Source organism: Streptomyces sp. NPDC007863 (genome assembly GCF_040633895.1).
Lineage (GTDB): Bacteria > Actinomycetota > Actinomycetes > Streptomycetales > Streptomycetaceae > Streptomyces.
Genome location: NZ_JBEYEI010000013.1, coordinates 217,275 through 243,668, shown reverse-complemented (window position 1 = coordinate 243,668; position 26,394 = coordinate 217,275). Strand labels below are relative to the sequence as shown.

General features: G+C 72.6%; 24 protein-coding genes, 1 rRNA gene and 1 riboswitch. Of the genes, 18 read left to right on the top strand and 7 right to left on the bottom strand.

The window, feature by feature from the left end:
* Nucleotides 1-139: 139 nt before the first annotated feature.
* The 11 genes from rrf to ABZ621_RS21965 all read left to right on the top strand — a co-directional run bounded on the left by rrf (nt 140) and on the right by ABZ621_RS21965 (nt 10,958).
* Nucleotides 140-256: ribosomal RNA gene (rrf, locus tag ABZ621_RS22015) — 5S ribosomal RNA — on the top strand.
* Between the two features lie 138 nt (nt 257-394).
* A complete protein-coding gene (locus tag ABZ621_RS22010; RefSeq protein ID WP_360607002.1) occupies nt 395-1,003 on the top strand; it encodes a CDP-alcohol phosphatidyltransferase family protein in 609 nt (202 codons plus the stop codon).
* Nucleotides 1,004-1,119: 116 nt separating this feature from the next.
* On the top strand, nt 1,120-3,615 hold the full coding sequence (locus ABZ621_RS22005) for a mannose-1-phosphate guanyltransferase (RefSeq protein ID WP_360607000.1): 2,496 nt from the start codon (nt 1,120-1,122) through the stop codon (nt 3,613-3,615).
* Nucleotides 3,616-3,716: 101 nt separating this feature from the next.
* The gene (locus tag ABZ621_RS22000) at nt 3,717-4,646 is read left to right on the top strand and encodes a DUF881 domain-containing protein (RefSeq protein WP_360606999.1); all 930 of its coding nucleotides are present in this window, start codon (nt 3,717-3,719) and stop codon (nt 4,644-4,646) included.
* Nucleotides 4,643-4,975, top strand: coding sequence for a small basic family protein (locus ABZ621_RS21995; protein ID WP_030492461.1), 333 nt, complete (start codon nt 4,643-4,645; stop codon nt 4,973-4,975). The genes ABZ621_RS22000 and ABZ621_RS21995 overlap by 4 nt, the downstream gene beginning before the upstream one ends.
* A 5-nt stretch (nt 4,976-4,980) precedes the next feature.
* On the top strand, nt 4,981-5,910 hold the full coding sequence (locus ABZ621_RS21990; RefSeq protein WP_360606997.1) for a DUF881 domain-containing protein: 930 nt from the start codon (nt 4,981-4,983) through the stop codon (nt 5,908-5,910).
* Nucleotides 5,911-5,991: 81 nt separating this feature from the next.
* A complete protein-coding gene (locus ABZ621_RS21985) occupies nt 5,992-6,912 on the top strand; it encodes an FHA domain-containing protein (RefSeq protein WP_360607016.1) in 921 nt (306 codons plus the stop codon).
* A gap of 32 nt (nt 6,913-6,944) precedes the next feature.
* Nucleotides 6,945-7,703 (top strand): MerR family transcriptional regulator, encoded by a 759-nt coding sequence (locus tag ABZ621_RS21980; protein ID WP_360606995.1) that lies wholly within the window; start codon nt 6,945-6,947, stop codon nt 7,701-7,703.
* Between the two features lie 90 nt (nt 7,704-7,793).
* A complete protein-coding gene (locus tag ABZ621_RS21975; RefSeq protein ID WP_030492457.1) occupies nt 7,794-8,261 on the top strand; it encodes a bifunctional nuclease family protein in 468 nt (155 codons plus the stop codon).
* Between the two features lie 256 nt (nt 8,262-8,517).
* Nucleotides 8,518-9,144, top strand: coding sequence for a MerR family transcriptional regulator (locus ABZ621_RS21970; RefSeq protein ID WP_360606993.1), 627 nt, complete (start codon nt 8,518-8,520; stop codon nt 9,142-9,144).
* Nucleotides 9,145-9,506: 362 nt separating this feature from the next.
* Nucleotides 9,507-10,958 (top strand): DNA polymerase IV, encoded by a 1,452-nt coding sequence (locus ABZ621_RS21965; RefSeq protein ID WP_360606991.1) that lies wholly within the window; start codon nt 9,507-9,509, stop codon nt 10,956-10,958.
* Nucleotides 10,959-11,255: 297 nt separating this feature from the next.
* Here ABZ621_RS21965 and ABZ621_RS21960 read toward each other — a convergent pair whose 3' ends face one another.
* A complete protein-coding gene (locus tag ABZ621_RS21960; RefSeq protein WP_360606989.1) occupies nt 11,256-11,627 on the bottom strand; it encodes a PRC-barrel domain-containing protein in 372 nt (123 codons plus the stop codon).
* A 113-nt stretch (nt 11,628-11,740) separates the two neighbouring features.
* Nucleotides 11,741-11,839, top strand: a riboswitch (glycine riboswitch).
* A 179-nt stretch (nt 11,840-12,018) separates the two neighbouring features.
* Here ABZ621_RS21960 and gcvP point away from each other — a divergent pair.
* Nucleotides 12,019-14,904 (top strand): aminomethyl-transferring glycine dehydrogenase, encoded by a 2,886-nt coding sequence (gene gcvP / locus ABZ621_RS21955; RefSeq protein WP_360606987.1) that lies wholly within the window; start codon nt 12,019-12,021, stop codon nt 14,902-14,904.
* 70 nt (nt 14,905-14,974) lie between these two features.
* Here the strand turns inward: gcvP and ABZ621_RS21950 are convergent, their stop codons facing one another.
* Together ABZ621_RS21950 and ABZ621_RS21945 are read right to left on the bottom strand one after the other, a co-directional pair.
* Complete coding sequence (locus tag ABZ621_RS21950; protein WP_043229447.1) at nt 14,975-15,181, bottom strand: DUF5999 family protein; 207 nt, start codon at nt 15,179-15,181, stop codon at nt 14,975-14,977.
* 327 nt (nt 15,182-15,508) lie between these two features.
* Nucleotides 15,509-16,099, bottom strand: coding sequence for a hypothetical protein (locus ABZ621_RS21945; RefSeq protein WP_360606985.1), 591 nt, complete (start codon nt 16,097-16,099; stop codon nt 15,509-15,511).
* Between the two features lie 642 nt (nt 16,100-16,741).
* Here ABZ621_RS21945 and ABZ621_RS21940 point away from each other — a divergent pair.
* Nucleotides 16,742-18,247 carry a glutamate-cysteine ligase family protein gene (locus ABZ621_RS21940; protein ID WP_360606983.1) on the top strand — a complete coding sequence of 502 codons (1,506 nt, stop codon included), beginning with the start codon at nt 16,742-16,744 and terminating at the stop codon, nt 18,245-18,247.
* Between the two features lie 102 nt (nt 18,248-18,349).
* A complete protein-coding gene (locus ABZ621_RS21935; RefSeq protein WP_360606981.1) occupies nt 18,350-19,150 on the top strand; it encodes a CPBP family intramembrane glutamic endopeptidase in 801 nt (266 codons plus the stop codon).
* 106 nt (nt 19,151-19,256) lie between these two features.
* On the opposite strand, the gene ABZ621_RS21930 is transcribed toward ABZ621_RS21935, so the two are convergent.
* The gene (locus ABZ621_RS21930) at nt 19,257-20,075 is read right to left on the bottom strand and encodes a PhzF family phenazine biosynthesis protein (protein ID WP_360606979.1); all 819 of its coding nucleotides are present in this window, start codon (nt 20,073-20,075) and stop codon (nt 19,257-19,259) included.
* A gap of 191 nt (nt 20,076-20,266) precedes the next feature.
* On the bottom strand, nt 20,267-21,487 hold the full coding sequence (locus ABZ621_RS21925; RefSeq protein ID WP_360606977.1) for an acetylhydrolase: 1,221 nt from the start codon (nt 21,485-21,487) through the stop codon (nt 20,267-20,269).
* A gap of 361 nt (nt 21,488-21,848) precedes the next feature.
* Here ABZ621_RS21925 and ABZ621_RS21920 point away from each other — a divergent pair, with 361 nt between their 5' ends.
* Nucleotides 21,849-22,478: a PadR family transcriptional regulator gene (locus ABZ621_RS21920; protein WP_360606975.1), complete on the top strand. Its 630-nt coding sequence runs from the start codon at nt 21,849-21,851 to the stop codon at nt 22,476-22,478.
* Nucleotides 22,479-22,553: 75 nt separating this feature from the next.
* On the opposite strand, the gene ABZ621_RS21915 is transcribed toward ABZ621_RS21920, so the two are convergent.
* Both ABZ621_RS21915 and ABZ621_RS21910 read right to left on the bottom strand, forming a co-directional pair.
* Nucleotides 22,554-22,982: an SRPBCC family protein gene (locus tag ABZ621_RS21915; protein ID WP_360606973.1), complete on the bottom strand. Its 429-nt coding sequence runs from the start codon at nt 22,980-22,982 to the stop codon at nt 22,554-22,556.
* Between the two features lie 70 nt (nt 22,983-23,052).
* Complete coding sequence (locus ABZ621_RS21910) at nt 23,053-23,274, bottom strand: hypothetical protein (protein WP_360607014.1); 222 nt, start codon at nt 23,272-23,274, stop codon at nt 23,053-23,055.
* 225 nt (nt 23,275-23,499) lie between these two features.
* Here ABZ621_RS21910 and ABZ621_RS21905 point away from each other — a divergent pair, with 225 nt between their 5' ends.
* The 3 genes from ABZ621_RS21905 (at nt 23,500) to ABZ621_RS21895 (ending at nt 26,392) form a co-directional block, all read left to right on the top strand.
* Entirely contained in the window at nt 23,500-24,093 is a 594-nt protein-coding gene (locus tag ABZ621_RS21905) for a Clp protease N-terminal domain-containing protein (protein ID WP_360607012.1), read from the top strand.
* A gap of 91 nt (nt 24,094-24,184) precedes the next feature.
* Nucleotides 24,185-25,183: an EamA family transporter gene (locus ABZ621_RS21900; RefSeq protein ID WP_360606971.1), complete on the top strand. Its 999-nt coding sequence runs from the start codon at nt 24,185-24,187 to the stop codon at nt 25,181-25,183.
* Between the two features lie 198 nt (nt 25,184-25,381).
* Nucleotides 25,382-26,392, top strand: a complete 1,011-nt coding sequence (locus tag ABZ621_RS21895; RefSeq protein ID WP_360606969.1) for a DMT family transporter — start codon at nt 25,382-25,384, stop codon at nt 26,390-26,392.
* Nucleotides 26,393-26,394: the final 2 nt, after the last annotated feature.

Sequence of the window (26,394 nt, the reverse complement as noted above, 5' to 3'; positions counted from 1 at the left end):
CGGATGTGGAAGCCCAGTAATGGGTGGAGCTGACCGGTACTAATAGGCCGAGGGCTTGTCCTCAGTTGCTCGCGTCCACTGTGTTAGTTCTGAAGTAACGAACTCCCAATCCGGTTGGTTGAGTTCAACTTCATAGTGTTTCGGTGGTCATAGCGTTAGGGAAACGCCCGGTTACATTCCGAACCCGGAAGCTAAGCCTTTCAGCGCCGATGGTACTGCAGGGGGGACCCTGTGGGAGAGTAGGACGCCGCCGAACAATCATTGTGGGAAAGCCCCGCACCTTATGGTGCGGGGCTTTTCTGCGTTTCCGGCAGACCCGGTGGGCGGAGCCGGTCGTGGCGGGAGGTAAGGTCAGGGGTCAACGTCGGTACGGTTCCGAGCAGGAGGCCCTCGGGTGGAGGTCCAGGAGACCGAGGTCCAGACGGACCGGGTCCTCACCATCCCCAACATTCTCAGCATGGCGAGACTTCTCGGCGTGCCGCTGTTCCTGTGGCTCATCCTCCGGCCGGAGTTCGGCGGGCCGAACAGTGATGTCTGGGCGCTGGTCGTGCTGATGCTCAGCGGTGTCAGCGACTACCTCGACGGGAAGCTCGCCCGGAAGTGGAACCAGATCAGCAGCCTCGGCCGGCTGCTGGATCCGGCCGCCGACCGGCTGTACATCCTGTCCACGCTGGTGGGTCTCACCTGGCGCGAGATCCTGCCACTGTGGCTGACCGCCGTGCTTTTGGCACGTGAAGTCATGCTGCTCGTCATGGTGGGAATCCTGCGCCGGCACGGTTACCCGCCGCCGCAGGTGAACTTCCTCGGGAAAGCTGCGACTTTCAACCTCATGTACGCCTTCCCGTTGCTGCTCCTCAGTGACGGAACCGGCTGGCTGGCGTCACTCGCTGAAGTTTTCGGATGGGCTTTCGCTGTTTGGGGTACAACTCTGTATTGGTGGGCAGGGATCCTCTACGTGGTCCAGGTCCGTCGACTCGTGAAGGCGGATACCGCGGCCGATTGAGCCCGTCCGTCCCGTGCCGTGCAGCGTCGCCGGCAGGAACGAGGGCGTCCGAGGGCCAGTGACCGGACTGGGTCGGTCGGCAGGACCGTCGTCTCTTCAAGGAGGACGCTTCCGACATGAAGGCCGTCGTGATGGCCGGTGGCGAAGGAACCCGCCTTCGCCCCATGACCTCGAGCATGCCCAAGCCTCTGCTGCCGGTGGTGAACCGGCCGATCATGGAGCACGTCCTGCGACTGCTCAAGAGGCACGGTCTCAACGAGACCGTCGTGACCGTGCAGTTTCTCGCGTCGCTCGTCAGGAACTACTTCGGGGACGGCGAGGAGCTCGGGATGGAGCTCACGTACGCCAACGAGGAGAAGCCTCTTGGTACAGCGGGCAGTGTGAAGAACGCCGAGGAGGCGTTGAAGGACGACGCCTTCCTCGTGATCTCGGGGGATGCCCTCACCGATTTCGACCTCAGCGACCTGATCCGTTTCCACAAGGAGAAGGGCGCCCTCGTCACGGTCTGTCTGACGCGCGTGCCGAATCCGCTGGAATTTGGCATCACGATCGTCGACGAGGAAGGCAAGGTCGAACGCTTTCTGGAGAAGCCGACCTGGGGACAGGTCTTCTCCGACACCGTGAACACGGGCATCTACGTGATGGAGCCCGAAGTCTTCGACTACGTCGAAGCCGATGTTCCGGTCGACTGGTCCGGAGACGTCTTCCCGCGGCTGATGAAGGAAGGCAAGCCGATCTACGGCTATGTCGCCGAGGGTTACTGGGAGGACGTCGGCACCCACGAGAGCTACGTCAAGGCTCAGGCCGACGTGCTCGAGGGCAAGGTGCAGGTCGACATCGACGGCTTCGAGATCTCGCCCGGCGTATGGGTCGCCGAGGGAGCGGAGGTGCACCCCGACGCGGTGCTGCGCGGGCCGCTGTACATCGGGGACTACGCCAAGGTCGAGGCCGGGGCCGAGATCCGCGAGCACACGGTCATCGGCTCCAACGTGGTGGTGAAGACCGGGGCCTTCCTGCACAAGGCGGTCGTCCACGACAACGTCTACATCGGGCAGCAGAGCAACCTCCGCGGCTGTGTCATCGGCAAGAACACCGACGTCATGCGGGCGGCCCGGATCGAGGACGGGGCCGTCATCGGCGACGAGTGCATGATCGGTGAGGAATCGATCGTGCAGGGCAACGTCCGGGTCTACCCCTTCAAGACCATCGAGGCCGGCGCGTTCGTCAACACCTCGGTGATCTGGGAGTCCCGCGGGCAGGCCCACCTCTTCGGGGCGCGCGGGGTGACCGGGATCATCAACGTCGAGATCACCCCCGAGCTGGCCGTGCGGCTGGCGGGCGCGTACGCGACGACGCTGAAGAAGGGCTCCACCGTCACCACCGCGCGCGACCACTCGCGGGGCGCGCGTGCCCTCAAGCGGGCCGTCATCTCCGCGCTCCAGGCCAGCGCCATCGACGTCCGCGACCTGGAGAACGTGCCGCTGCCGGTGGCCCGGCAGCAGACCGCGCGGGGAAGCGCCGGAGGGATCATGGTGCGTACCTCTCCGGGGGTGCCGGACTCCGTCGACATCATGTTCTTCGACGAGCGGGGCGCGGACCTGTCGCAGGCCGGGCAGCGGAAGCTGGACCGGGTGTACGCGCGGCAGGAGTACCGGCGGGCCTTCCCCGGGGAGATCGGCGACCTGTCCTTCCCGGCGAGCGTCTTCGACTCGTACACCGGCTCGCTGCTGCGGAACGTCGACACGACCGGCATCGCGGAGGCCGGGCTCAAGGTCGTCGTGGACGCCTCCAACGGGAGCGCGGGGCTCGTCCTGCCCAGCCTGCTCGGACGGCTCCAGGTGGATTCGCTGACCATCAACCCCGGGCTCGACGAGTCGCGGCCCACCGAGTCCGTGGAGCGGCGGCGGGCCGGGCTCGTGCGGCTCGGGGAGATCGTGGCGTCGGCGCGGGCGGCGTTCGGGGTGCGGTTCGACCCGGTGGGCGAGCGGCTGTCGCTCGTCGACGAGCGGGGGCGGATCATCGAGGACGACCGGGCGCTGCTGGTGATGCTGGACCTGGTGGCGGCCGAGCGGCGGTCGGGGCGGGTGGCGCTGCCGGTGACCACGACCCGTATCGCCGAGCAGGTGGCGGCGTACCACGGCACCCAGGTGGAGTGGACGACCACCTCGCCCGACGACCTGACGCGGGTCGGCCGGCAGGAGTCGACGATCTTCGGCGGTGACGGGCGCGGCGGGTTCATCGTGCCCGAGTTCAGCAGTGTCTTCGACGGGGCCGCGGCGTTCGTGCGGCTCATCGGGCTCGTGGCGCGGACGCAGCTCACGCTGAGCCAGATCGACGCCCGGATCCCGCGGGCGCACGTGATCAAGCGGGACCTCGCGACGCCGTGGGCGGTGAAGGGGCTGGTGATGCGCCGGGTGGTCGAGGCGGCCGGCAGCAGGTCGGTGGACACCACCGACGGCGTGCGGGTCGTGGAGGCCGACGGGCGCTGGGTGATGGTGCTGCCGGACCCGGCCGAGGCCGTCACCCACCTGTGGGCGGAGGGGCCCGACGACACCTCCGCGCAGGCGCTGCTCGACGAGTGGGCGCGGGTGGTCGAGAGCGCGGGCCGCTGACCGGGAGGCGGAGCGCGGCCGGGCGGCGCCGTCTCGGTGCCGTCCGGCCCTTCCCGGGGGCCATTCGGCGGTAGGGCGTACGACGTGCGACGATGTGCGGCATGTCGCAGCAGCCCCCCGTTCGGAGCACCGGTTCTCCGCCCCCGCGCCCGGACGCGTCGATGTCGCTGCTGAACAACGTCATCGACCACGCGCTGGACGACGGGTACGCGGAGGCGACCGCGCGGCGCCGGGCCGAGGGCGGGGAGCTGCCCAAGCCGCTGCGGGCCAAGCTGGGTCTCGCGGCCGGTCTGGTGCTGGCCGCCGCCGTCGTGACGGTGGGCGCGGCCGAGGCTCGGGTCTCGGCGCCCGTCGTCGCCAAGGAGCGGCAGGAGCTCATCGACCGGATCGAGGACGAGAACGCGACGGCCGACGGCCTGGAGCAGGACGTCGAGCGGATCCGCGTGGAGGTCGGCGAGCGGCAGCGCGCGGCGCTCGAACAGCACGGCGGCGACCAGGCGGAACTGGTCGCCCTGCTCTCCGGTGCCACCGCCGTGCACGGTCCCGGTGTGAAGCTCGTGGTCGACGACGCCAAGGGCTCCGACAGCGGGGGCGGCGGGCCGCGCGAGAGCGCCGGCTTCTCCGACACCGGGCGGGTGCGCGACCGTGACATGCAGCGGGTGGTCAACGGGCTGTGGGAGTCCGGCGCGGAGGCCGTGTCGATCAACGGCCAGCGGCTGACCTCGCTCTCGGCGATCCGGGCCGCCGGTGACGCCGTACTCGTCGACAACCGGCCGCTCGTGCCGCCGTACACCGTCCTCGCGATCGGGGACGGGCAGCGGCTGAGCACGGCTTTCCAGGACAGCGCCGACGGGCAGTACCTGCACGCGCTGGTGGAGAACTTCGGGATCCGCAGCAGCATCTCGGTCGAGGGCGAGCTGAGCCTGCCGGCCGCGCCGAGCCTGAACGTACGTACAGCTGAGCCGAGGGGGGCCGGGGCGGCGACGCCGACCGGTCGTGCCACGGCCGACAAGGGGAAGGCAACATCGTGATCGCCGTACTGGGCCTGATCGTCGGAGTCGTGGCGGGACTGCTGGTCCGGCCCGAGATCCCGGCGGTCGTCGAGCCCTATCTCCCGATCGCCGTGGTCGCCGCCCTCGACGCGGTCTTCGGCGGTCTGCGGGCCATGCTCGACGGGATCTTCGTCGACAAGGTCTTCGTGGTGTCCTTCCTGTCGAACGTGGTCGTGGCCGCGCTGATCGTCTTCCTCGGCGACAAGCTCGGCGTCGGCGCGCAGCTCTCCACGGGTGTCGTCGTCGTGCTCGGCATCCGGATCTTCTCCAACGCGGCCGCGATCCGCCGCCATGTCTTCCGGGCGTGAGGCCGATGAGTGTGAATCCGAACGAGAAGCCGGAAGAGGGCGGCGAGCGGCCGGAGGCCGCGGAGACGCCGGTCGAGCCCGGGACGTCCGACCAGCCGGGTACGGCGGGGAAGCCCGAGCGGTCCGAGACGCCTCCGGCGCCGGCCGCGGAGGCCGGTGAGAGCGCTCCCGAGGCGGCTGTGGCCGCCCCCGGAGCGGGTGCCGGTGCAGGGGCGCCGAGCGGCCGCCGGCGGCTCGCGGACGCCCTGTGGCCGCCGCGGGTGACGCGGGCCCAGCTCGTCGTGGCGCTGCTCCTGGCCTGTCTGGGCTTCGGCCTCGCCATCCAGGTCTCCTCGACCAGCGAGGGCAGTGCCCTGCGCGGGGCGCGGCAGGAGGACCTCGTACGGATCCTCGACGAGCTCGACGACCGCACGCAGCGCCTGGAGGACGAGAAGGCGCGGCTTGAGAAGCAGCGGTCGGAGCTGGAGTCCAGCTCCGACCAGGCCGAGGAGGCGCGCCGGCAGACGCAGGAGAAGGAGCGGCAGCTCGGGATCCTGGCCGGCACGGTGGCGGCCGAGGGGCCCGGCATCACGCTGACGGTGACCGACCCGGTCGGCGCGGTCGAGTCCGACATGCTGCTCGACGCCATCCAGGAGCTGCGGGCGGCCGGCGCGGAGGCGATCCAGGTCGACGGCGTGCGTGTGGTCGCCAACAGTTATTTCACCGGTGGCGGTGAAGACATGCGGATCGATGGAACGCCGGTGACCGCTCCGTACGTCTTCAAGGTCATCGGCAAGCCCGAGGATCTCGAGCCCGCGCTCAACATCCCCGGTGGAGTCGTCCAGACCCTCGAGAAGGAGCAGGCCACGGCCACGGTGGAGCGTTCGGCGAAGATCGTCGTCGACGCCTTGCGACCCGTGAAGCGGCCTGACTACGCTCGGTCGTCCTCCCAGTGAGAGAGGGGGCGAGGGGTCCCGCGACATGGGCTGGAGCGTTGCGGGGGGTCGGCGCACCACAACGGTGGTGCGTGGTGGAAACTGTCCGGAGGATACGGACGTTGTGAAGGTGTCCGGGTCGGCAGGTGTGATGGATCTCGGTTCGTCCTGCCCCACGGGCGGGTCTGTTTCGGTCAAGGGGAATCGCCCGTGAAGTTGTTTGCGAAGTTGTTCGGCAAGAGCGCACGCGAGGACGGCGGCAACGCCAGGCACCGTGCGCCGCGCCACGCCCAGAGCGAGGAGCAGGGCGGCGAGCGTCCGCTCTTCCGTGACGAGGTCGGTGGTCAGGGCGCGTCGTCTGTTGACCCCGCCGGTGCCGCGCGCATAGGTTTCGGTGAACCATCAACCTCAAGTACGGGTGGAGGGTTTACCCCCGATCCGTACGCGACCCAGACCTCCGCGGGGCAGCCGCGGCAGGAGGACGCGTCCATGCCGGTGTGTACGAGGTGCGGTCACCGCAATACGGCGGACAGCCGGTTCTGCTCCCACTGCGGCACGCCGCTGCGGGGCGGGATCGCCGCCGAGCGTCCCTCCGAGACGACGTCGACGATCTCGATCTCGGGTCTGGAGGCGTACGACGCGGAGACCACCGGCCAGATCGCGATGCCCGCGCTGTCCCCCGAGGCCCTCGCGGCCGTCGAGGCGCTGCCGCCGGGCTCCGCGCTCCTGGTGGTGCGCCGCGGTCCCAACTCGGGCAGCCGCTTCCTCCTGGACGGCGAGCTGACGACGGCCGGCCGGCACCCGCAGAGCGACATCTTCCTGGACGACTTCACGGTCTCCCGGAGGCACGTGGAGTTCCGCCGGCGCCAGGACGGCAGCTTCACCGTCGCCGACGTGGGCAGCCTCAACGGCACCTACCTCAACCGCGAGCCGATCGACACCGACGTGGTGCTCAACAACGGCGACGAGGTCCAGATCGGCAAGTACCGGCTGGTCTTCTACGCCGGCCAGCGAGGCGTCTGACACGCCTGGCGGAGATCCTTCAGGAAAGGTCCATGGTGCGAACACCGACGGGCGGTGCCGGATCCGGCACCGCCACCGCGGGCGACCGGCTGGTGAGTATCGGCACCGTGCTGAACCAGCTCCGGGACGAGTTTCCCGAGGTGACGATCTCCAAGATCCGCTTCCTGGAGGCCGAGGGGCTCGTCGAGCCGCGCCGTACGGCCTCCGGGTACCGGAAGTTCAGCCCGGAGGACGTGGAGCGGCTCGCCGCCGTCCTGCGGATGCAGCGGGACCACTACCTTCCGCTGAAAGTCATCCGGGAGCATCTCGACGCCCTCGCCCGGGGCGAGCAGGTGAAGCTGCCGGCTCCCGGCCGGCGCCGTGACCTCCTGGACGGGCTGCTCGACGGTCCGGTGGACGAGGAGGACGGCGAGCGGCCGACCGCGGCGCGCCTCGGCCGGGCCGAGCTGGCCGCCGCGGCCGGGGTCACCGACGCCGACTTGACGGAGTGGGAGTCGTACGGCCTGCTCGTCGAGGGCGAGGGCGGCGGCTACGACGCGGAGAGCGTCACCGTCGCCAGGATCGTCGCCGATCTCGGCCGGTTCGGGCTCGAACCCCGGCACCTGCGGGCCGTGAAGGCCTCGGCGGACCGGGAGGCCGGACTGATCGAGCAGGTCGTGGCGCCGCTGCGCCGCCACCGCAACCCGCAGACCCGGGCGCACGCCGAGGAGACGGCCGCCGATCTGGCGCAGCTCTCGGTGCGGCTGCACGCCGCGCTGGTGCAGACGGCGCTCGGGATCCGCCTCCAGTGACGGTCCCGGAGCGCTTCGCGGCGGGGCGCGGAGGGCGCTGAGCGGGGGCCCGACTATCCAAACCGGTCGGCCACGTCCTAGGGTTGCTGTGTGAACGAGCTCGACGTTGTGGGTGTCCGGGTGGAAATGCCCTCCAACCAGCCGATCGTGCTCCTGCGCGAGGTGGGGGGCGATCGGTACCTGCCCATCTGGATCGGACCCGGCGAGGCGACCGCGATCGCCTTCGCCCAGCAGGGCATGGCGCCCCCGAGGCCGCTGACGCACGACCTGTTCAAGGACGTGCTGGAGGCGGTGGGGCAGGAGCTGACCCAGGTCCGCATCACCGATCTGCGGGACGGGGTCTTCTACGCCGAGCTGGTCTTCGCCAGCGGGGTGGAGGTCAGCGCGCGGCCGTCCGACGCGATAGCCCTGGCCCTGCGGACCGGTTCGCCGATCTTCGGCAGCGACGGCGTCCTCGACGACGCCGGGATCGCGATCCCCGACGAGCAGGAGGACGAGGTGGAGAAGTTCCGCGAGTTCCTCGACCAGATCTCGCCGGAGGACTTCGGGAGCCAGTGAGGCGCCGTTCCCGGGCCCGGTGAGGCGGTGTTCCGGGCGCGCGCGTGCGGCGGGCCGAGGCGGGGCGGAACCAGGGCTGAATCGGGTCGGACGGAAGGCGCCGTCGGCGCATTCGAGTAGCCTTTCCCCGGAGTGGGACACGTGAAACCACTCTCTGGGTGATTATCACTCGGCGTGCCGAGTGTGGCGATCGTTGACGCACCCCTAGCGACTGCCTACCTTCGAGTGGGCAGGTCAAGGACGGAGGGTCGGCGTGATGAGCAGCGCGGACGGTACGGCAGGGAGCTCGCTCGGACGCGCGTCCGGGGAGAGCGCCGCGTATCCGCTTCACGGCAGTGTGGGCGACTTCGGTGGCTTCGGTACGGAGACGGGCGCCGGGGTGGCGGACGAGGCGATCGGATACCGCGGTCCCACGGCCTGCGCGGCCGCCGGCATCACCTACCGCCAGCTGGACTACTGGGCGCGCACCGGGCTCGTGGAGCCGAGCGTGCGGCCCGCGTACGGCTCCGGCACGCAGCGGCTCTACAGCTTCCGGGACGTCGTCGTCCTGAAGATCGTCAAGCGCTTCCTCGACACGGGCGTCGCGCTCCAGAACATCCGGGCCGCCGTGCAGCACCTGCGCGCCCGCGGCTTCCGCGATCTGGAGCGGATGACGCTGATGAGCGACGGGGCGACCGTCTACGAGTGCTCCTCGCCCGACGAGGTCGTCTCGCTGCTCCAGGGCGGGCAGGGCGTCTTCGGCATCGCGGTGGGCGTCGTGTGGCGGGACGTCGAGGCGGCGCTCTCGCAGCTGCACGGGGAGCGGGTCGACACCGGGGAGACGCTGGTGGGGCACAACCCGCAGGACGAACTGGCCCGGCGCCGGCGCGACCGGGCGGTCTGAGGCCTCGGGCGGGTAGGCCCGGGGGCTCGGGAGCGGTGTGCCGGGGCCCCGGGCGCTGGTGTGCGGGAGGCGGCCGAGGCGGGTTTGTCGGAGGCTCCGAGGCGGGTCCACGGGTGCGCCGGACACGGGTTTCCGGAAGGGGCCGGTGCGGTTTCCCGGAGACCCGGACCCGGCTTTCCGGGGCGGCCTGACGCGGGTTTCGGGGAGGTCCGGACACGGGTTTCCGGGACTGCCTGACGCGGGTTTCAGGCTCGGCCTGACGCGGGTTTCCGGAAGGGGCCCGGATACGGGGTGCCGGCCGGCTGGGCGCGGGGTCGCTTCGTAGCGGCCGGTTGTCAGTGGTGTGAGGCAGGATCGGACGTGTGAGAGCCGCCCCCACGATCCTTCACCTCGACATGGACGCCTTCTTCGCCGCCGCCGAGCAGGCGTCGAAGCCGAGCCTGCGCGGGAAGCCCGTGGTCGTGGGCGGTCTGGGGCCGCGCGGAGTGGTCGCCACCGCCTCGTACGAGGCGCGGCGCTTCGGCGTGCACTCGGCCATGCCGATGGGGCAGGCCCGGCGGCTCGCGCCCAACGCGGCGTACCTGGTGCCGCGCTTCGCCTTCTACCGGGCGATCAGCGGGCAGGTGATGGAGCTGCTCGGGCGGTTGTCGCCGCTGGTGGAGCCGCTCAGCCTCGACGAGGCCTTCGTGGACCTGGAGGCCGGCGGACTCGCCGACGACAGCGCGAGCGCGCGGGCCGTGGGGGAGCGGCTGCGGGCCGAGATCCTGGTGACGACGGGGCTGACGGGGTCGGTGGGGCTCGCGGGGTCCAAGATGCTCGCGAAGATCGCCTCCGAGGAGGCCAAACCGGACGGCCTGGTGCTGTTCGAGCCGGGGACCGAGCGGGCGCTGCTCGCGCCGCGGTCCGTGCGCATCATCCCCGGAGTGGGGCCGGCCACCGGTGACCATCTGCGGCGGGCCGGGATCACCACGGTCGCCGACGTCGTGGAGGCGGGCGAGGACGAGCTCGTACGGATCCTGGGGCGGTCGCACGGCGCCTCGCTGTACCGGATGGCGCTGGGGCACGACGACCGGCCGGTGGTGGCCGAGCGGGACGCGAAGTCGGTCTCGGTGGAGGACACCTTCGACATCGACCTGCACGACCGGCTGCGGATCCGGCTGGAGGTGGAGCGGCTCGCGGAGCGGTGTGTGGAGCGGCTGCGGCGCTCGGGGCACTCGGGGCGGACGATCGTGCTGAAGGTGCGGCGGTACGACTTCTCGACGCTGACCCGGTCCGAGACGCTGCGGGGGCCCACGGACGATCCCCTGGTGGTGCGGGAGGCGGCGGAGCGGCTCCTGGAGCTCGTGGACACGACGGGTGGGGTGCGGCTGCTCGGCGTCGGGGTGAGCGGGCTCGCCGACTACACGCAGGAGGATCTGTTCGCCCAGGCGGAAGCCGACGCGGGGGCGGGGGCGGAAGCGGAGGCGGAGCCCCGGGACGACGGGGGGCGGGGGGAGGCCGGGGTCGGCGGGGGCTCGGTGCCGTCCGGGGCGCCGGTGGCGCTGGCGGTGCCCACCGCGACCGAGACCGCGATGCGGCGGTGGGCGCCGGGGAACGACGTACGGCACGCGGCTCTCGGGGCGGGCTGGGTGCAGGGCAGCGGGCTCGGGCGGGTCACCGTCCGCTTCGAGGAGCCCGGGAGTACGGCTCCGGGGCGGGTGCGCACCTTCTCGGTGGACGATCCCGACCTGGAACCGGCCGATCCGCTGCCCTTGGTCCCGGGAGGGGTGACGGGGGCGGAGCCTGCCGCTCCGGTCGTCCGCACGGGTGAGTGACGCCGCCAGGGGGCGCCGGGGGTGATCCCGTCGTTCCGCCGGGGCCGCCCGCCCGCCAGGCGTGCGCGTGCACCCGGCGGCGCGAGGGTTTCGGGGCGTGCCCGTGCGGGCCGCCCCCGGGGACGCGCGCGCGTGCAGCCGGCGTGGCGGGCTGCGGGTGTAGGGGCGGGCGGGGCGTAGGAGGGCTCGGGGAGTGCCCGTGACGGCTGTTCCCTTCCGGACGCGCGCGCGGCGCGGGGTGCCGTCGGGGGGCGGATGCCGGGGCCGTCGGGTCCGGGCGTGCTCGGGGCGGCCGGTTTACGTCGTGTCGTCCTGGCCCGCGATGTGGCCGAAGTCCGGGATCTTCTCTGGTGGGGGCGGGAGGGTCAGTTCGTAGTGGCGGTAGAGCTGGAGCTCCTGTTCGGGGGAGAGGTGGCGGCCGACGCCGAAGTCCGGGGCGTCCTTGATCAGGGCGCGCTCGAAGGGGATGTGGAGGCCGTCGTCGGTCAGCTCGCTCGGCTCCAAGGGGACGAACGCGTCCCTGCTGAACAGGCCGGTGCGGACGGCGGCCCACTCGGGGATGCCGGTCGCGTCGTCCAGGTACACCTCGTCCACGGTTCCGATCTTGTGTCCGTTCCGGTCGAACGCCTTGCGGCCGATCAGGCTGCGCGGATCGATGTCGGTCTGCACGGTCCCTCCAACTGGTCGCAACTGCTCTACACCCCTACGAAAGTGCACATCTGGGATGTCGGCCACTTGAGCGAAGGGAGCGACAACCGCGCTGGTAGGCTGGCTGTGGCTGTCGACACCGTGCGGGAGAGTCCATCGGAGAGGTTTCCGTTGGCGCCGAAGGAGCAAATCCTCCCCGGAATCTCTCAGGCACCCGGTACCGCGCGGGCGAGGTCACTCTGGAAAGCAGGGCGGGAGTCCGACGGCATCCGCTCTCACCGACGGTGAAAGCCGGCGTGCCCCCGGGCGTGCCGGTGAAGCTCTCAGGTTGAGATGACAGAGGGGGAGGCCGTCCGGGCACCCGCGCCGTGGTGCCCCTCGCAGGTCGTGACGACCAGGAGGCCCCCGCATCATGACCGCCAACCGCACCCCGCTCTCCGAGCTCGAGCAGGGCATCCCCTTCGAGCAGCGGCACATCGGACCCGACGCCGAGGCGCGGGCCAAGATGCTCGCCCAGGTCGGCTTCGGCTCGCTCGACGAGCTGACGGCCGCCGCGGTGCCGGACGTCATCAAGAACGCCGAGGCGCTCGCCCTGCCCGGCGCCCGCACCGAGGCGGAGGTCCTCGCCGAGCTGCGTGCCCTCGCCGGCCGCAACGAGGTCCTGGCCCCGATGATCGGCCTCGGCTACTACGGCACCTTCACCCCGCCGGTGATCCTCCGCAACGTCATGGAGAACCCGGCCTGGTACACGGCGTACACGCCCTACCAGCCGGAGATCTCGCAGGGCCGCCTGGAGGCGCTGCTCAACTTCCAGACGATGGTCGCCGACCTCACCGGTCTGCCGACCTCCGGCGCCTCCCTCCTCGACGAGGGCACCGCCGCCGCCGAGGCCATGGCGCTCGCGCGCCGCGTCGGCAAGGTCAAGAACGGCGTCTTCCTGATCGACGCCGACGCCCTGCCGCAGACCATCGCCGTGATCGAGACCCGCGCCGAGCCGACCGGCGTCGAGGTCGTCGTCGCCGACCTGAGCGAGGGCATCCCGGCCGAGGTCGCCGAGCGCGGTGTCTTCGGCGTGCTCCTCCAGTACCCGGGTGCCTCCGGCGCGGTCCGCGACATCAAGCCGCTGATCGACGCCGCCCACGAGCTCGGCGCGATCGTCACCGTCGCCGCCGACCTGCTCGCGCTCACCCTGCTCGACTCGCCCGGCTCGCTCGGCGCGGACATCGCCGTCGGCACCACCCAGCGCTTCGGCGTCCCCATGGGCTTCGGCGGCCCGCACGCCGGCTACATGGCCGTCCAGGACAAGCACGCCCGCTCGCTGCCCGGCCGCCTCGTCGGCGTCTCCGTCGACGCCGACGGCAACAAGGCGTACCGCCTCGCCCTGCAGACCCGCGAGCAGCACATCCGCCGCGAGAAGGCCACCAGCAACATCTGCACCGCGCAGGTGCTCCTCGCCGTCATGGCCGGCATGTACGCCGTCTACCACGGCCCGGACGGCCTGAAGCAGATCGCGCAGCGCACCCACCGGTACGCGGCGATCCTCGCGGCCGGCCTGACCGCCGGGGGCGTCGAGCTCACCAGCGGCGCCTTCTTCGACACCGTCACCGCCCGCGTGCCGGGCCGCGCCGACGCCGTCGTCGCCGCCGCCCGCGAGGCCGGCGTCAACCTGTACCGCGTCGACGCCGACCGCGTCTCCGTCTCCTGCGACGAGACCACCGGCCGCGAGCAGCTCGCCGCCGTCTGGGCCGCCTTCGGCGTCACCGCCGACGTCGAGGCGCTGGACGCCACCACCGAGGACGCCCTCCCGGCCGCGCAGCTGCGCTCCGACGCGTACCTCACCCACCCGGTCTTCCACGCGCACCGCTCCGAGACCTCGATGCTGCGCTACCTGCGCCGCCTCTCCGACCGCGACTACGCGCTCGACCGCGGCATGATCCCGCTCGGCTCCTGCACCATGAAGCTGAACGCGACCACCGAGATGGAGCCGGTGACCTGGCCCGAGTTCGGCCAGATCCACCCCTTCGCGCCGATCGACCAGGCCCAGGGCTACGTCACGCTCATCACCGAGCTGGAGGAGCGCCTGGCCGAGGTCACCGGCTACGACAAGGTCTCCATCCAGCCGAACGCCGGTTCGCAGGGCGAGCTGGCCGGTCTCCTCGCGGTCCGCGCCTACCACCGCGCCAACGGCGACGAGCAGCGCACCGTCTGTCTCATCCCGTCCTCCGCGCACGGCACCAACGCCGCCTCCGCCGTGATGGCCGGCATGAAGGTCGTCGTCGTGAAGACCGCCGAGGACGGCGAGGTCGACGTCGAGGACCTGCGCGCCAAGATCGCGCAGCACCGCGACGAGCTCTCCGTGCTGATGATCACCTACCCGTCGACGCACGGCGTCTTCGAGGAGCACGTCGCCGACATCTGCGCCGAGGTCCACGAGGCCGGCGGCCAGGTGTACGTCGACGGCGCCAACCTCAACGCCCTGGTCGGCCTCGCCAAGCCGGGCCACTTCGGCGGCGACGTCTCGCACCTCAACCTGCACAAGACCTTCTGCATCCCGCACGGCGGCGGCGGCCCCGGCGTCGGCCCGGTCGGCGTCCGCGCCCACCTCGCCCCGTACCTGCCGAACCACCCGCTCCAGCCCACCGCGGGCCCGGAGACCGGTGTCGGCCCGATCTCGGCCGCCCCGTGGGGCTCCGCCGGCATCCTGCCGATCTCGTGGACGTACGTCCGCCTGATGGGCGGCGAGGGCCTCACGCGCGCCACCCAGGTCGCCGTCCTCGCGGCGAACTACATCGCCAAGCGCCTGGAGCCGCACTACCCGGTGCTCTACACCGGTCCGGCCGGGCTCGTCGCCCACGAGTGCATCGTCGACCTGCGTCCGCTGACCAAGGCGACCGGCGTCACCGTCGACGACATCGCCAAGCGCCTGATCGACTACGGCTTCCACGCGCCGACCATGTCGTTCCCGGTCGCCGGCACGCTGATGATCGAGCCGACCGAGTCCGAGGACCTGGCCGAGCTGGACCGTTTCTGCGACACGATGATCGCGATCCGCGCCGAGATCGAGAAGGTCGGCTCCGGCGAGTGGCCGGCCGAGGACAACCCGCTGCGCAACGCCCCGCACACCGCGGCCGCGCTGGGCGGTGAGTGGGCCCACGCCTACGACCGTGACGTGGCGGTCTTCCCGGCCGGTGTCTCGGCCGCCGACAAGTACTGGCCGCCGGTCCGCCGCATCGACGGCGCCTTCGGCGACCGGAACCTGGTCTGCTCCTGCCCGCCGCTGGACGAGTACGACCACTGAGCGACGGCATGACAGAGGGCCGGTCCGGAGTCTCCTCCGGGCCGGCCCTCGGCGCTTCCCGAGCCCTGGCTCAGGCCGCCGTCGTCACCCGGCCCGTCGTCAGCGGCCGGTGCGGAGCGATGATCTGCCCGTCCGGCAGCAGTTCGCCGGTGTCCTCGAAGAGCAGGACACCGTTGCACAGCAGGCTCCACCCCTGCTCCGGGTGGCACGCCACCGGAGCGGCGGCCTCACGGTCGGCGGAGTCGGCGGTGGGACAGGCAGGCTGGTGCTGGCACATGGATGGGTTCTTTCGCTGCGTCGTGGTGGTTGTCCTGCGGCTCTGCGCGCTCATGGCCGCCCCCGTCGGTCGGTTCGGTTCCGGTCCCAGTCTTGCCCCACGGACGGTCTTCCGCAGGTATTTCGCGTCAGCTCGTCCTCTCCTGGGAAGACGCATCACCCGCAGGGGCGGTTCAGGTCAACACCCCCGCCTTTTCGGGTGGTTCGGGGTGGCCCGAGCGGGCTAGTCCGTCCGGGAGGGGTGTTCGGAAACGCCGTTCGGACGCCGGCCGCGGACAGCTGTGCGCCCCGTGACCCGGGCGGGTCACGGGGCGGCGGGCGGTCCGGGTCAGGCGGACGCGGCGGAGCCGAGCAGCGGCGGCGGGGCGAGACGGGTGCTGAGCACGGGCAGCAGATCGGCCACCCGGTAGGGGCGGTTGGCGGCGATGCCGGGCGGCGCGGGGGCGAGCGGGACCAGGACGTCGGCGGATTCCGCGCCCGGCTCCGTGCCGTCGGGGTCCGGCTCGGCGTGCAGCCAGAGCGTCAGCATGTACAGCTCCGGCACCGAGAGCAGCCGCGGCTGGTACGTGCCGGGCAGCGCTTCGGCCTGGACCAGTGCCCGCTCCGTGGCGGCGACGTACGGCCCCTCGAAGAAGTGCGAGAAGGACCAGCCGTCCGGGGTGAGCATGGTGTCCGCGGCGGCGACCGCCCGGTCCCCGCTGCGGATCAGGAACCGCCAGCCGACGAGCCGGGTGCCGGGCTCGTGCCCCGGGGCCCCGGAGATCCTCAGCACGTGGACGGGCAGCGGGAGTTCGGGGCTCAGCGGTCCCGGAGCGGCCCGCAGGGCCGGGGTGCGGGCCTCTCGGACGGCCGTGGGCGAGCCCAGGGCCGCGAGGACACTGCGCAGGGCGGGCGCGGGGGCCGGGGAGGGTCGGAGCATCGTGTGGGTCGCCTCTCGCTCAGGAGACACGGGGATACGGATACGGGTGCGGGTTCCTGGTACCGGTCTCGGTACGGCTCTCGGTGCGGTGCCGGCCGTACCGGTCTCGGTACGGGTGCTGGTGCGGTGCTGGTGTGTACCGGTCTCGGTACGGGTGCTGGTGCGGCGATGCGCGACGGCGGGGCCGGGTACGACGGCGCTGTCGCGACGGGGGCGGAGCGGGGGGCCACGGGTCGTGGCCGTACGCCGGCGCTCTGCCTCGTCCGCGGAGTTTATACGACACGTGTTCAGGGATTGTTTCCGCTAGACCCGGCCGATATTCCTGACAAGGCGTCATCAGGACGTATCCGGCGGGCGGCGCGGCGGAATCGGAGCGAGGACAGGATCTCCGTCCTCGCATTCCCCGGCAAGCCGGACGTCAGAATTCCGAAAGCCGTCTCCGGACGTGCCGGGGCGGCAATATGACATTGGTATATGTCCACGACCGGTCCGCAGGCGAAGATCCGCGCGGGCGCCGGCAGGTTCGTACCAGACTATCCGTGGAGCGGCCGGAAACGCAGGCGTTGTCGATCAGTGGCGTGGGCATCATCGTCCGTACGCGCGGCCCCGCCCGGTGGCCGCCCACGCGGGAGGGACGCCTCGATGGGGGAGAAGGTCGTGACGGACGGGTTCGGCCCGGCCGACCGGCAGCGCTACCGGCGCAAGCTCCAGCAGTGTCTGGCGGGGCTCGCCCGGCTCCTCGCGGAGCAGCGGTTCGACCGCCCGCGCAACCTCATGGGCGTCGAGATCGAACTCAATCTGGCGGGCTCCGACGGACTCCCGCGGATGCTGAACGAGGCCGTCCTGGATAAGATCGCCAGCACCGATTTCCAGACCGAACTCGGAATGTTCAACCTGGAAGTGAACATCGCCCCGCGCAGGCTCGGTGGCCATGTTTTCGACCGGCTCGCGGAAGAGCTGAGAACGGGCCTGGGATATGCCGACCGGCAGGCCGCCGAACTCGACGCCGGGGTCCTCATGATCGGGATACTGCCGACCCTCTCGCGACGTGACCTGGTCTTCGAGAACCTTTCCTCGGCCGACCGCTACGCCCTGCTCAACGACCAGATCCTGGTCGCCCGCGGGGAGGAGATCACGCTCGACATCCAGGGCGTCGAAAGGCTCCGGCACACCTCGGAGTCGATCATCGCGGAGGCCGCCTGCACCTCCGTGCAGCTCCACCTCCAGGTGACGCCGGCCCGTTTCGCCTCCGTCTGGAACGCGGCCCAGGCCGTGGCCGGCGTGCAGATAGCCCTCGGCGCCAACTCGCCGTTCGTCTTCGGCCGGGAGGTGTGGCGCGAGTCCCGGCCCCCGCTCTTCACCCAGGCCACCGACACCCGTCCGCCCGAACTCCAGTCCCAGGGCGTCCGGCCGCGCACCTGGTTCGGCGAGCGGTGGGTGGACTCGGTGTACGACCTCTTCGAGGAGAACGTGCGCTACTTCCCCTCGCTCCTGCCGCTGTGCGACGAGGAGGACCCGCTGCGCGTCCTCGACGAGGGCGGGGTGCCGCAGCTGAAGGAACTCGTCCTGCACAACGGCACGGTCTACCGCTGGAACAGGCCGGTCTACGGCTGGGTCGACGGCGTCCCGCACCTGCGGGTCGAGAACCGGGTCCTGCCCGCGGGCCCCACCGTCACCGACGTCATCGCCAACGCCGCCTTCTACTACGGGCTCGTCCGCTCGCTCGCCGACGAGCCGCGCCCGCTGTGGAAGCGGATGGACTTCGCGGACGCCGAGGCCAACTTCGACGCCGCCTGCCGCCACGGCATCGACGCGGAGCTGCGCTGGCCCCGGCCGGGGCGCGCGGGCGGTGTCGCGAGCCGGCCGGCCGTGCGGCTCGTCCTCGACGAGCTGCTGCCGCTGGCCGCGGCGGGGCTCGACGCCTGGCACGTCGACCCGGCGGACCGCGACTTCTACCTGGGCGTCATCGAGCAGCGCTGCCGCCGCGGGGTCAACGGCGCGTCCTGGCAGGCCGAGACCTTCCACCAGGCCCTGGACGCGGGCCTCGACCGGGACGCGGCCCTGGCGGCCACGACCCGGCGGTACCGCGCGCTGATGCTGGAGGGCGAGCCCGTGCACACCTGGCCGGTGGGGGTGGCCGGAGCCTGAGCCCGCCCTGGATGGCGCTCGGGGCGGGCCGTCGCGCATGATCGTCGTACGGGGACCGCGGACCGGTCCCCGGGACGGTCGTGACGCGAACGGGAGACGGGTGTGGTGGCGGAACAACGGGTCGTGGACGCCGGCCCGCCCGGGGGCGGACTGTCGCGCCGGGTGCTGGGCTCCGAGACCCTCATCGTGCTGGCGCTCTCGCTCGGCGCGAGCGCGGTCTCCTCGCTGATCAGCTTCGTCGGCTCGCTGACCCGGCCCGGCGCGCTCAAGGAGCAGGCGGCCACCCTCAACGGCTCGTACGCCCCCGGGCGCCCCTGGCTCGACCTGACCTGGCAGCTCTTCGGCATCGCCACGGCGCTCGTGCCGGTGGTGCTCGTCGCCCATCTGCTGATGCGGGAGGGCTCCGGGCTGCGGGCCATCGGCTTCGACCGGACCCGGCCCTGGCCCGACCTCGGGCGCGGGGCGCTGGTGGCGGCCGGCATCGGCAGCGCGGGCCTCGCCTTCTACCTCGCGGCGCGGGCCTCCGGCTTCAACCTCACGGTGGTCCCGGAGTCGCTGCCGGAGGTGTGGTGGAAGTACCCGGTCCTGATCCTCTCGGCGATCCAGAACTCCGTCCTGGAGGAGGTCATCGTCGTCGGCTATCTGCTGCGCCGGCTCGACCAGCTGGGCTGGACCCCGATGCGCGCCCTCGCGGCGAGCTCGGTGCTGCGCGGCTCGTACCACCTCTACCAGGGCATCGGCGGCTTCGTCGGCAACATGGTGATGGGCGTCGTCTTCGTGCTGCTCTACCGCCGCTGGGGGCGGGTGGGGCCGCTGGTGGTCGCCCACGCGCTGCTCGACATCGTGGCCTTCGTCGGCTACGGGCTGCTGGCGGGGAAGGTGGACTGGCTGCCCACCGTGTGAGCGCGGGGCGGACAGGGGCGGAGGGGCGTACGGCAGTGGAGCCGTACGCCCCTCCGGCGTCTCCGGGCGGGCCGGGGCCGCCGGAGGCTCGGCCTCCCCGGCGGACTCAGGCGCGCAGTTCGCCCTCGATGACCGTCACGGCGTGCCCGGTCAGCAGGGTGCGGTCGCCGCGCAGCCGGGTGCGGACCAGGCCGGTGCGGGCGCCGCCCTGGAAGCCGGTCAGCTCGTCGCGGCCGAGGCGCGCCGACCAGTACGGCGCGAGCGCGGTGTGGGCGCTGCCGGTGACCGGGTCCTCGTCGATGCCGACGGCGGGGAAGAAGCCGCGCGAGACGAAGTCGTAGCCGCTCTCGGGGTCGGCGGCGAGCGCGGTCGCGATCACCCCGCGCGTGGAGCGGGCCCGGAGCGCCGCGTGGCCGGGGGCGAGGCCGCGGACGGTGGCCTCGTCGCGCAGCTCGACGACCAGGTCGCCGATGTGGGCGGCGGTGTCGTGGACGGCGACGATCTCGGCGCCGAGCGCCTCCGCCAGGCCGTCCGGGGCCGGGACCGGGGTGAGCGAGGAGGTCGGGAAGTCCATGGTGATGCCGCCGTCCTCGCCGGCGACGGCGCCGAGGACGCCCGAGCGGGTGGCGAAGCGGACCGGCCCGGTCGCCGCGCCCGTGGTGTGCAGGACGTGCGCGGTGGCGAGGGTGGCGTGGCCGCACATGTCGACCTCGGTGGTCGGGGTGAACCAGCGCAGCGCCCAGTCGGCCGCGCCGCCGGCGGGCAGCGGGTGGGCGAAGGCGGTCTCGGAGAGGTTGACCTCGGCGGCGACCTTCCGCAGCCAGTCGTCCTCCGGGAAGGAGTCGGCGGAGTCGAGGAGGAGGACTCCGGCGGGGTTGCCGGAGAAGGGCCGGTCGGTGAAGGCGTCGACGATTCGGATGCGCATGGCACGGACCGTACCCGCGGCCCGAGGGGGCGGGCGCAGGCCAATCGGGGATCTCTGGACCGGTCCGCCCGTCTCGGAGCGGCCGGATCGGTCGGGACCGTGCGCGGACGATCTCGACCGCGGGTGGCGGAACCGGACCGGAGGCCCGCCCCCTGGCCCCGGTGCCGGGGCTCCGGGGGGCGCCGGTGGGTTCAGGGGAGGAACGTCACGGCGGGGAAGGCAGGGGACGGGCCGTCGAGCAGGTGTCCCCGGCGGTGGCGCAGGTGCTCGTCGAAGAACGCGAGCGGGTACGCCTGCTGGATCCTCACGGCCTGGTCGGGATCGAGGGTGCCGATCACGTCCTGGAGCTGCTGCTCGCTCCATCCGAACATCTTCGCGACCTGGGGGAAGAGCGCCTCGTTGTCGCCGTACGAGACGTGGGAGGCGCCTTCGGCCCGGATGTCCAGCCGCCGGCCCCGCAGCCGCGACCAGAAGGCGGCGGCCTCGGGATGGGTGGCCCGGGTGAACTCGGCGGACATCATCATGAACGGCCGGTACAGGTCACCGGCGAGCGGCGGGTTCATCCGCATCGGGCCGTCGAGGCTCAGACCGGCCCGGACGCGGTCGTCCGCGAGCGTGGCGCAGGCGGTGGCCGTCCCGCCCTTGGACCAGCCGAACGCGCCCATGCGCCGCGGGTCGAGGGAGCCGAGCAGCCCGGTCGGCAGCTCCCGCCGGCCGACGTCCGGGTTGGACCCGGCGGCGAGCTGCTCGACGCAGTCGAGGACGAAGCGCAGGTCGGCGGCGAAGTCCCCGGGCAGCGTCGGCGCCTTCCGGTCGCGGAGCGGGACGGCGACCCGGCCGTCGGGGAACTCGGTGTACGTGTCGTACGGGTGGGCCACGGTCACCACCGCGTATCCGTGGCTCGCGAGCTCCTGGACGACGACGGTGTGGTCGCCCTGGTGGCTGTGCGCGCCGTGCGAGAACACGACGACGGGCAGTCGTCGGCCCGACCGCCGTACCGGAGCGCCCACGTGCCCGGCGGTGAGCGGCGCCAGGGGGACGAGGTCGGCGAGCCCGGCGTCGGTGAGGAACGCCCGAAGGGCGCCGGCCGGCATCCAGGGCGCCACCGGGTGGCGCTCGACGTTCCGGGCGGGGTACCAGACGGTGGCCATGAGCTCCCGGAAGTGCCCGGGGCCCGCGATGTCGTCCGGGCGTGACCGGTCGACGAGGTGCAGGGGGACCGTGCCCACCGGGTGCGGCCCGGTGGGCGCGGGCAGCGTGAGCCGCCCCGGGGCAGGGGCGGGCGTGCCCGGAGCCGCCCACGTGGGGCTCGCGATCGTGGCGAGCGGTGCGGCGGCCCCGGCCGCCAGCGCGGCTCCCAGCACGCGGCGGCGGGTCGGGCTTCTGCGGGAGGTGGACGGCGGGACGGTCATGCGGCCTCCGTGTCACGGATCGTCAACCGTGCTGCCACGGGCGGTCCGTGGGCACGCCGGAACGCTGTCATGTCCTTCTCCCGGGCGGCATCGGCCCACGGGTGTACAACCCGGGGCCGATGGGGGCGACGGGGCTGTCCTCCGGAGAAACGCAGCCGTGCGTCGTCCCGATGAACGGTGGCGGCGCGGGGCGGCGCCGGTCACCGGACGGGAGGTCGTCAGGGTGTACCCGGCGGGGTCGACCAGCACGAGCGCGCTCGTGCGGTCGGTGGCAGTCGGTCGGTTGCTCACCGAACAGTTCCGATATATCGTTGAGGCATCGCGACAGTTCGACGAACAATCTCACGGAAGGAGCGTTGCGATGCGTACTCATGGACACGGACATGGACACGGCTGCGAAGGCGGCCCCGGGCGCGGTTTCGGCGGACCCGGACCGCGGGGCGAATTCGAGGGACGGCGTGCCGCCTTCGGGCCCTTCGGCCCCGGTTTCGGCGGCGGGCCCGGTTTCGGCGGAGGGCCCTTCGGGCGCGGCCGCGGGGGCGGGCGGGGAAGGGCGCGCCGCGGTGATGTGCGCGCCTCGATCCTGGCGCTGCTCAAGGACCGCCCGATGCACGGCTACGAGATGATCCAGGAGATCGGCGAGCGCAGCGGCGGGGCCTGGAAGCCCAGCCCCGGCTCGGTCTACCCGACCCTCCAGCTGCTGGAGGACGAGGGGCTGATCGTCAGCGCGAGCGAGGGCGGCAAGAAGCTCTTCTCGCTCACCGACTCCGGGCGCGAGGAGGCCGAGGCCGGCGCCGAGGCCCCCTGGGAAGAGGTCGGCCGCGGTGTCGACTGGGAGGCGATGAACGAGGTCCGGCAGGCCGGTTTCGGCCTGATGGAGGCCTTCGGCCAGGTCTGGAAGACCGGCAGCGCCGAGCAGCGGACGAAGGCCGTCGAGGTCATCAACGAGGCCCGGAAGAAGCTGTACCTCATCCTCGCCGACGAGCACTGAGCCGGTGCCGGCGGTGGACGGGGAAGGGCCCCTCGGCGGCGTGCGCCGCCGAGGGGCCCTTCCGTGCGCGTGGGCTCAGGCGACCAGGCCGGCGAGCTTGCGCAGCGACTCGTTCAGCGCCGCCGTCGCCGAGTCCTTGAGCTTCCCGGCCATCAGGGAGACCGCCGCCCCGGTGAACTCGCCGTCGATGCGGACCGTCGTCGCCCCGTCCGCGTCCGCCAGTGAGTAGCGGGTGCCGACGATCACGCCCATCGGGCCCTTGCCGCGGATGGCGAGGACCCGGCCGTCCTCCAGCTCCTCGACCGTCCACAGCACCTCGGCCGGGAAGCCCATCAGCTTCATGTTCTCGGTGAAGGTGGAACCGGCGGCCAGGGTCTCCGGGCCGCCGTTCGGGAAGCTGGTGTGGGTGGCGTTCCACTCCCCGTACGAGTCGAAGTCGGTGAGGCGTTCCCACACCTTCCCGGCCGGTGCCTCGATCCGTGCCTCCGCGGTGACTTCGGCCATGACGACCACCCCTTCACGCGTGCCCGCTGGGTTCTGGTGTCGCGGAACGTAGCCGGAGGGGCGTGAACATTCAATGCTGATGAACCGTCAGTTCTGCGGCGGCCGGACCCGTACCGCCGATCCACCGGATCTCGGCCGCGTCGAAGCAGTCCGAGACCCGCGGACCGCCGTCCTCCTCGTGGCAGTGGAACGCGGCCCAGAACAGATCGCCCGGCAGCGCCTCCCGGGGTGCGTACACCCGGTACACGAACTGCCGGCCGTCACGCGCGGGCAGACCGACCATCCAGAACACACAGGAAGGACGCTCGGCGGCGGCTCGTGGTTGCGATCGGGGCGCGAGGCAAGGCGGCGCGCGCCGCGTGCGCGAAATCGCCCGGATCTCCTCCCCGAGGAGGAGGAGCCGCGCGGTCGCGCACGACTCCGGTGGGACGCGGACATGGTTCTCCCGTGTGATGACCCGCGCGGGCGCGCCTGATGAGGTGGCAGGGTGCACCCTTCCGTCCCGTCCCGCCCCCTCGTGCCCCCGGCTCCGGCCGGGCCCGCGCCGCTCCTCGCCACCGTGCTCGGCGCCGCCCGCCGCCGGGCCCTGCGGGACGGCGACCGGCAGGTCGACACCGCCCACCTGCTGCACGCCCTCGTCGAGTCCGACCCCGAGACCCGCGCCGCCTTCGACGGCGAGGAGCGGGTCGCCCGGGTCCTCGGCTACCTCGTCCAGCGCTCGATCGGATACGGGCTCCGCTGGCAGCGCTCCGCCGAGGGCGACGCCGCCCCGCGCCCGCTGCCCGCGGTACGGGCCGGGGAGGCGCCGCGGCGCCGCACCTCCCGCTGGTCGCCCGCCGCCGCGGCCGCCCTGGAGGAGGCCCTGCGGCGCGCCGCCGCGCGCGGCGAGGAGCAGCCCCACGGGCTCGACCTGCTGGCCGGGCTCGCCGCCGACCCCGCCAGCCGGGCCGGCGAGGTGCTGCGGCACGCCGGGATCGACCCGCCCGTGCTCGGCGCCCGCGCCGTGGCGCTCGCCTCCGTCATCGCGCCGCGCGGGTCCGGGGCCGGAGCGCTCGACGGCGAGGAGCCGGTCTCCGGGGGAGGGGTGGCGGAGCAGGGCACGGAGGGGTGAATTCCGGGGCCGGGGAGGGTTTTCCCGGAGCTCCGTCTCAACAGGTGCGACAGGGGTTACGCGCCTGACCGGCTCCTGTCATCATGGCCCGATGCACGCGTCTCAGGGGAGAAGCGCCGGCCTGGGACTCGCCCTGGCCTCGGCCTTCGCATTCGGTGGTTCGGGAGTGGCGGCCAAGCCGCTGATCGAGGCAGGACTCGATTCGCTCCACGTCGTCTGGCTCCGGGTGGCCGGCGCCGCGCTCGTCATGCTGCCCGTGGCCTGGCACCACCGGGGGCTGCTGCGCCGCAGGCCCGGCCTCCTCGTCGGCTTCGGCCTCCTCGCCGTCGCCGGCGTCCAGGCCTTCTACTTCGCCTCCCTCTCCCGGATCCCGGTCGGCGTCGCCCTCCTCCTGGAGTACCTCGCCCCGGCCCTGGTCCTCGGCTGGGTCCGCTTCGTCCAGCGGCGGCCGGTCACCCGCGCCGCCGCCCTCGGCGTGGTGCTCGCCGTCGGCGGTCTCGCCTGCGTCGTCCAGATCTGGTCCGGGCTGAGCTTCGACCTCCTCGGACTGCTGCTCGCGCTCGCCGCCGCCTGCTGCCAGGTCGGCTACTTCGTCCTCTCCGACCAGGGCACCGACGACGCCGAACCCGCCGACCCGCTCGGGGTGATCGCGTACGGCCTGCTCATCGGCGCGCTCGTGCTCACCGTGATCGCCCGCCCGTGGGGCATGGACACCTCCGTCCTGGCCGGCAGCGCCGACCTCGGCGGGAGCGCCGTGCCGGCCTGGCTGCTGCTCGGCTGGATCGTCCTGATCGCCACCGTCCTCGCGTACGTCACCGGCGTGGTCTCGGTGCGCCGGCTCTCGCCGCAGGTCGCCGGGGTCGTCGCCTGTCTGGAGGCGGTCGTCGCGACCGTCCTCGCCTGGGTGCTGCTCGGCGAACACCTGGACACCCCGCAGCTCGTCGGCGGCGCGCTCGTCCTCGTCGGTGCCTTCATCGCCCAGTCCGCCGCCCCCAAGGCGCCGTCCGAGGGGCCGGTCGCCGGCTCCGACGGCGAAGCCCTCCCGGTGGGGCACGAGGGGCAGTTGTCCGGCGGAAGGACCGCCCCGTAGGGTGACGGCCATGCACGCGACCGTTCTTCCGCCGCCCGTCGCCTAGCGCGCGCGGCTCCTTCCTCCCGAAGACGACCGACCGGGCTCGGGCGGGCGACATCTCGCCCCCGAGCGGTCCGTCGCTGCCCGCGCGCGGAGCAGGCGACCACCCTTCACCCGGTCCGTCCGCACGGACGACCGTCTTCACGGAGAAACCACGTGTCGAACCCGCAGTCCCTTCCTGCCGCGCACCCCGCCCTGCCCGTCGGGCGGAGCCTGGTCTACCTCGTCGTCGCCGGAATCGCGTGGGGCACCGCCGGCGCCGCCGGCTCCCTCGTCTTCCGGAACAGCGACATGGGCCCCCTCGCCCTCTCCTTCTGGCGCTGCGCCGGCGGGCTCCTGCTCCTCCTCGCCGTCCCTGCGCTGCGTCCGCTGCGCAGGCGGCGGACGCGCCCGTCCGGACGCACCGCCGGGGCCGCCGCCGAGACGCGCCGGACGCGGCTGATCCGGATCGTCGGCACCGGCGTCGGACTCGCCGTCTTCCAGACCGCCTACTTCGCCGCCGTCGAGTCCACCGGGCTCGCCGTCGGGACCGTCGTGACCCTCGGCGCCGGGCCCGTCCTGATCGCGGTCGGCGCCCGCGTCACCATGGGCGAGCGCCTCGGCCTCGGCGGCCTCGCGGCCGTCGCCGGCGCGCTCGCCGGGCTCGTCGTCCTGGTCCTGGGCGGCGGGGGAGCGGAGGTCCGGCTCGCCGGCGTCGGCTACGCGGTGCTGTCCGCCGCCGGCTTCGCCGCCCTCACCCTGCTGACCCGGTGGCTCGGCCGGGCCGGGACCGGCGAGGCCGGTTCGCTCGCGAGCACGGCGTGGACCTTCGGCGTCTCGGCGCTCGTCGTGCTGCCCCTGGCGGTCGTCGAGGGGCTGCTCCCGCACACCGAGGACGTCGTCCGGCTGCTGCTCCTGCTGCTGTACGTGGCGGCCATCCCGACCGCCCTCGCCTACGCGCTGTACTTCGCGGGCGCCGCGGTCGTCCGGGCCGCCACCGTCTCCGTGATCATGCTCCTGGAGCCGGTCAGCGCCGCGCTCCTCGCCGTCACGCTCCTCGACGAGGAGCTGACGGCCACGACCGTGCTCGGCACCGTGCTGCTGCTCGCGGCCGTCACCGGGCTCGCCCTCGCGGAGGCCAGGACGGCCGCGGAGCGGCGCCGGGCGGTGGAGCCCGCGGCCGCGTAGCG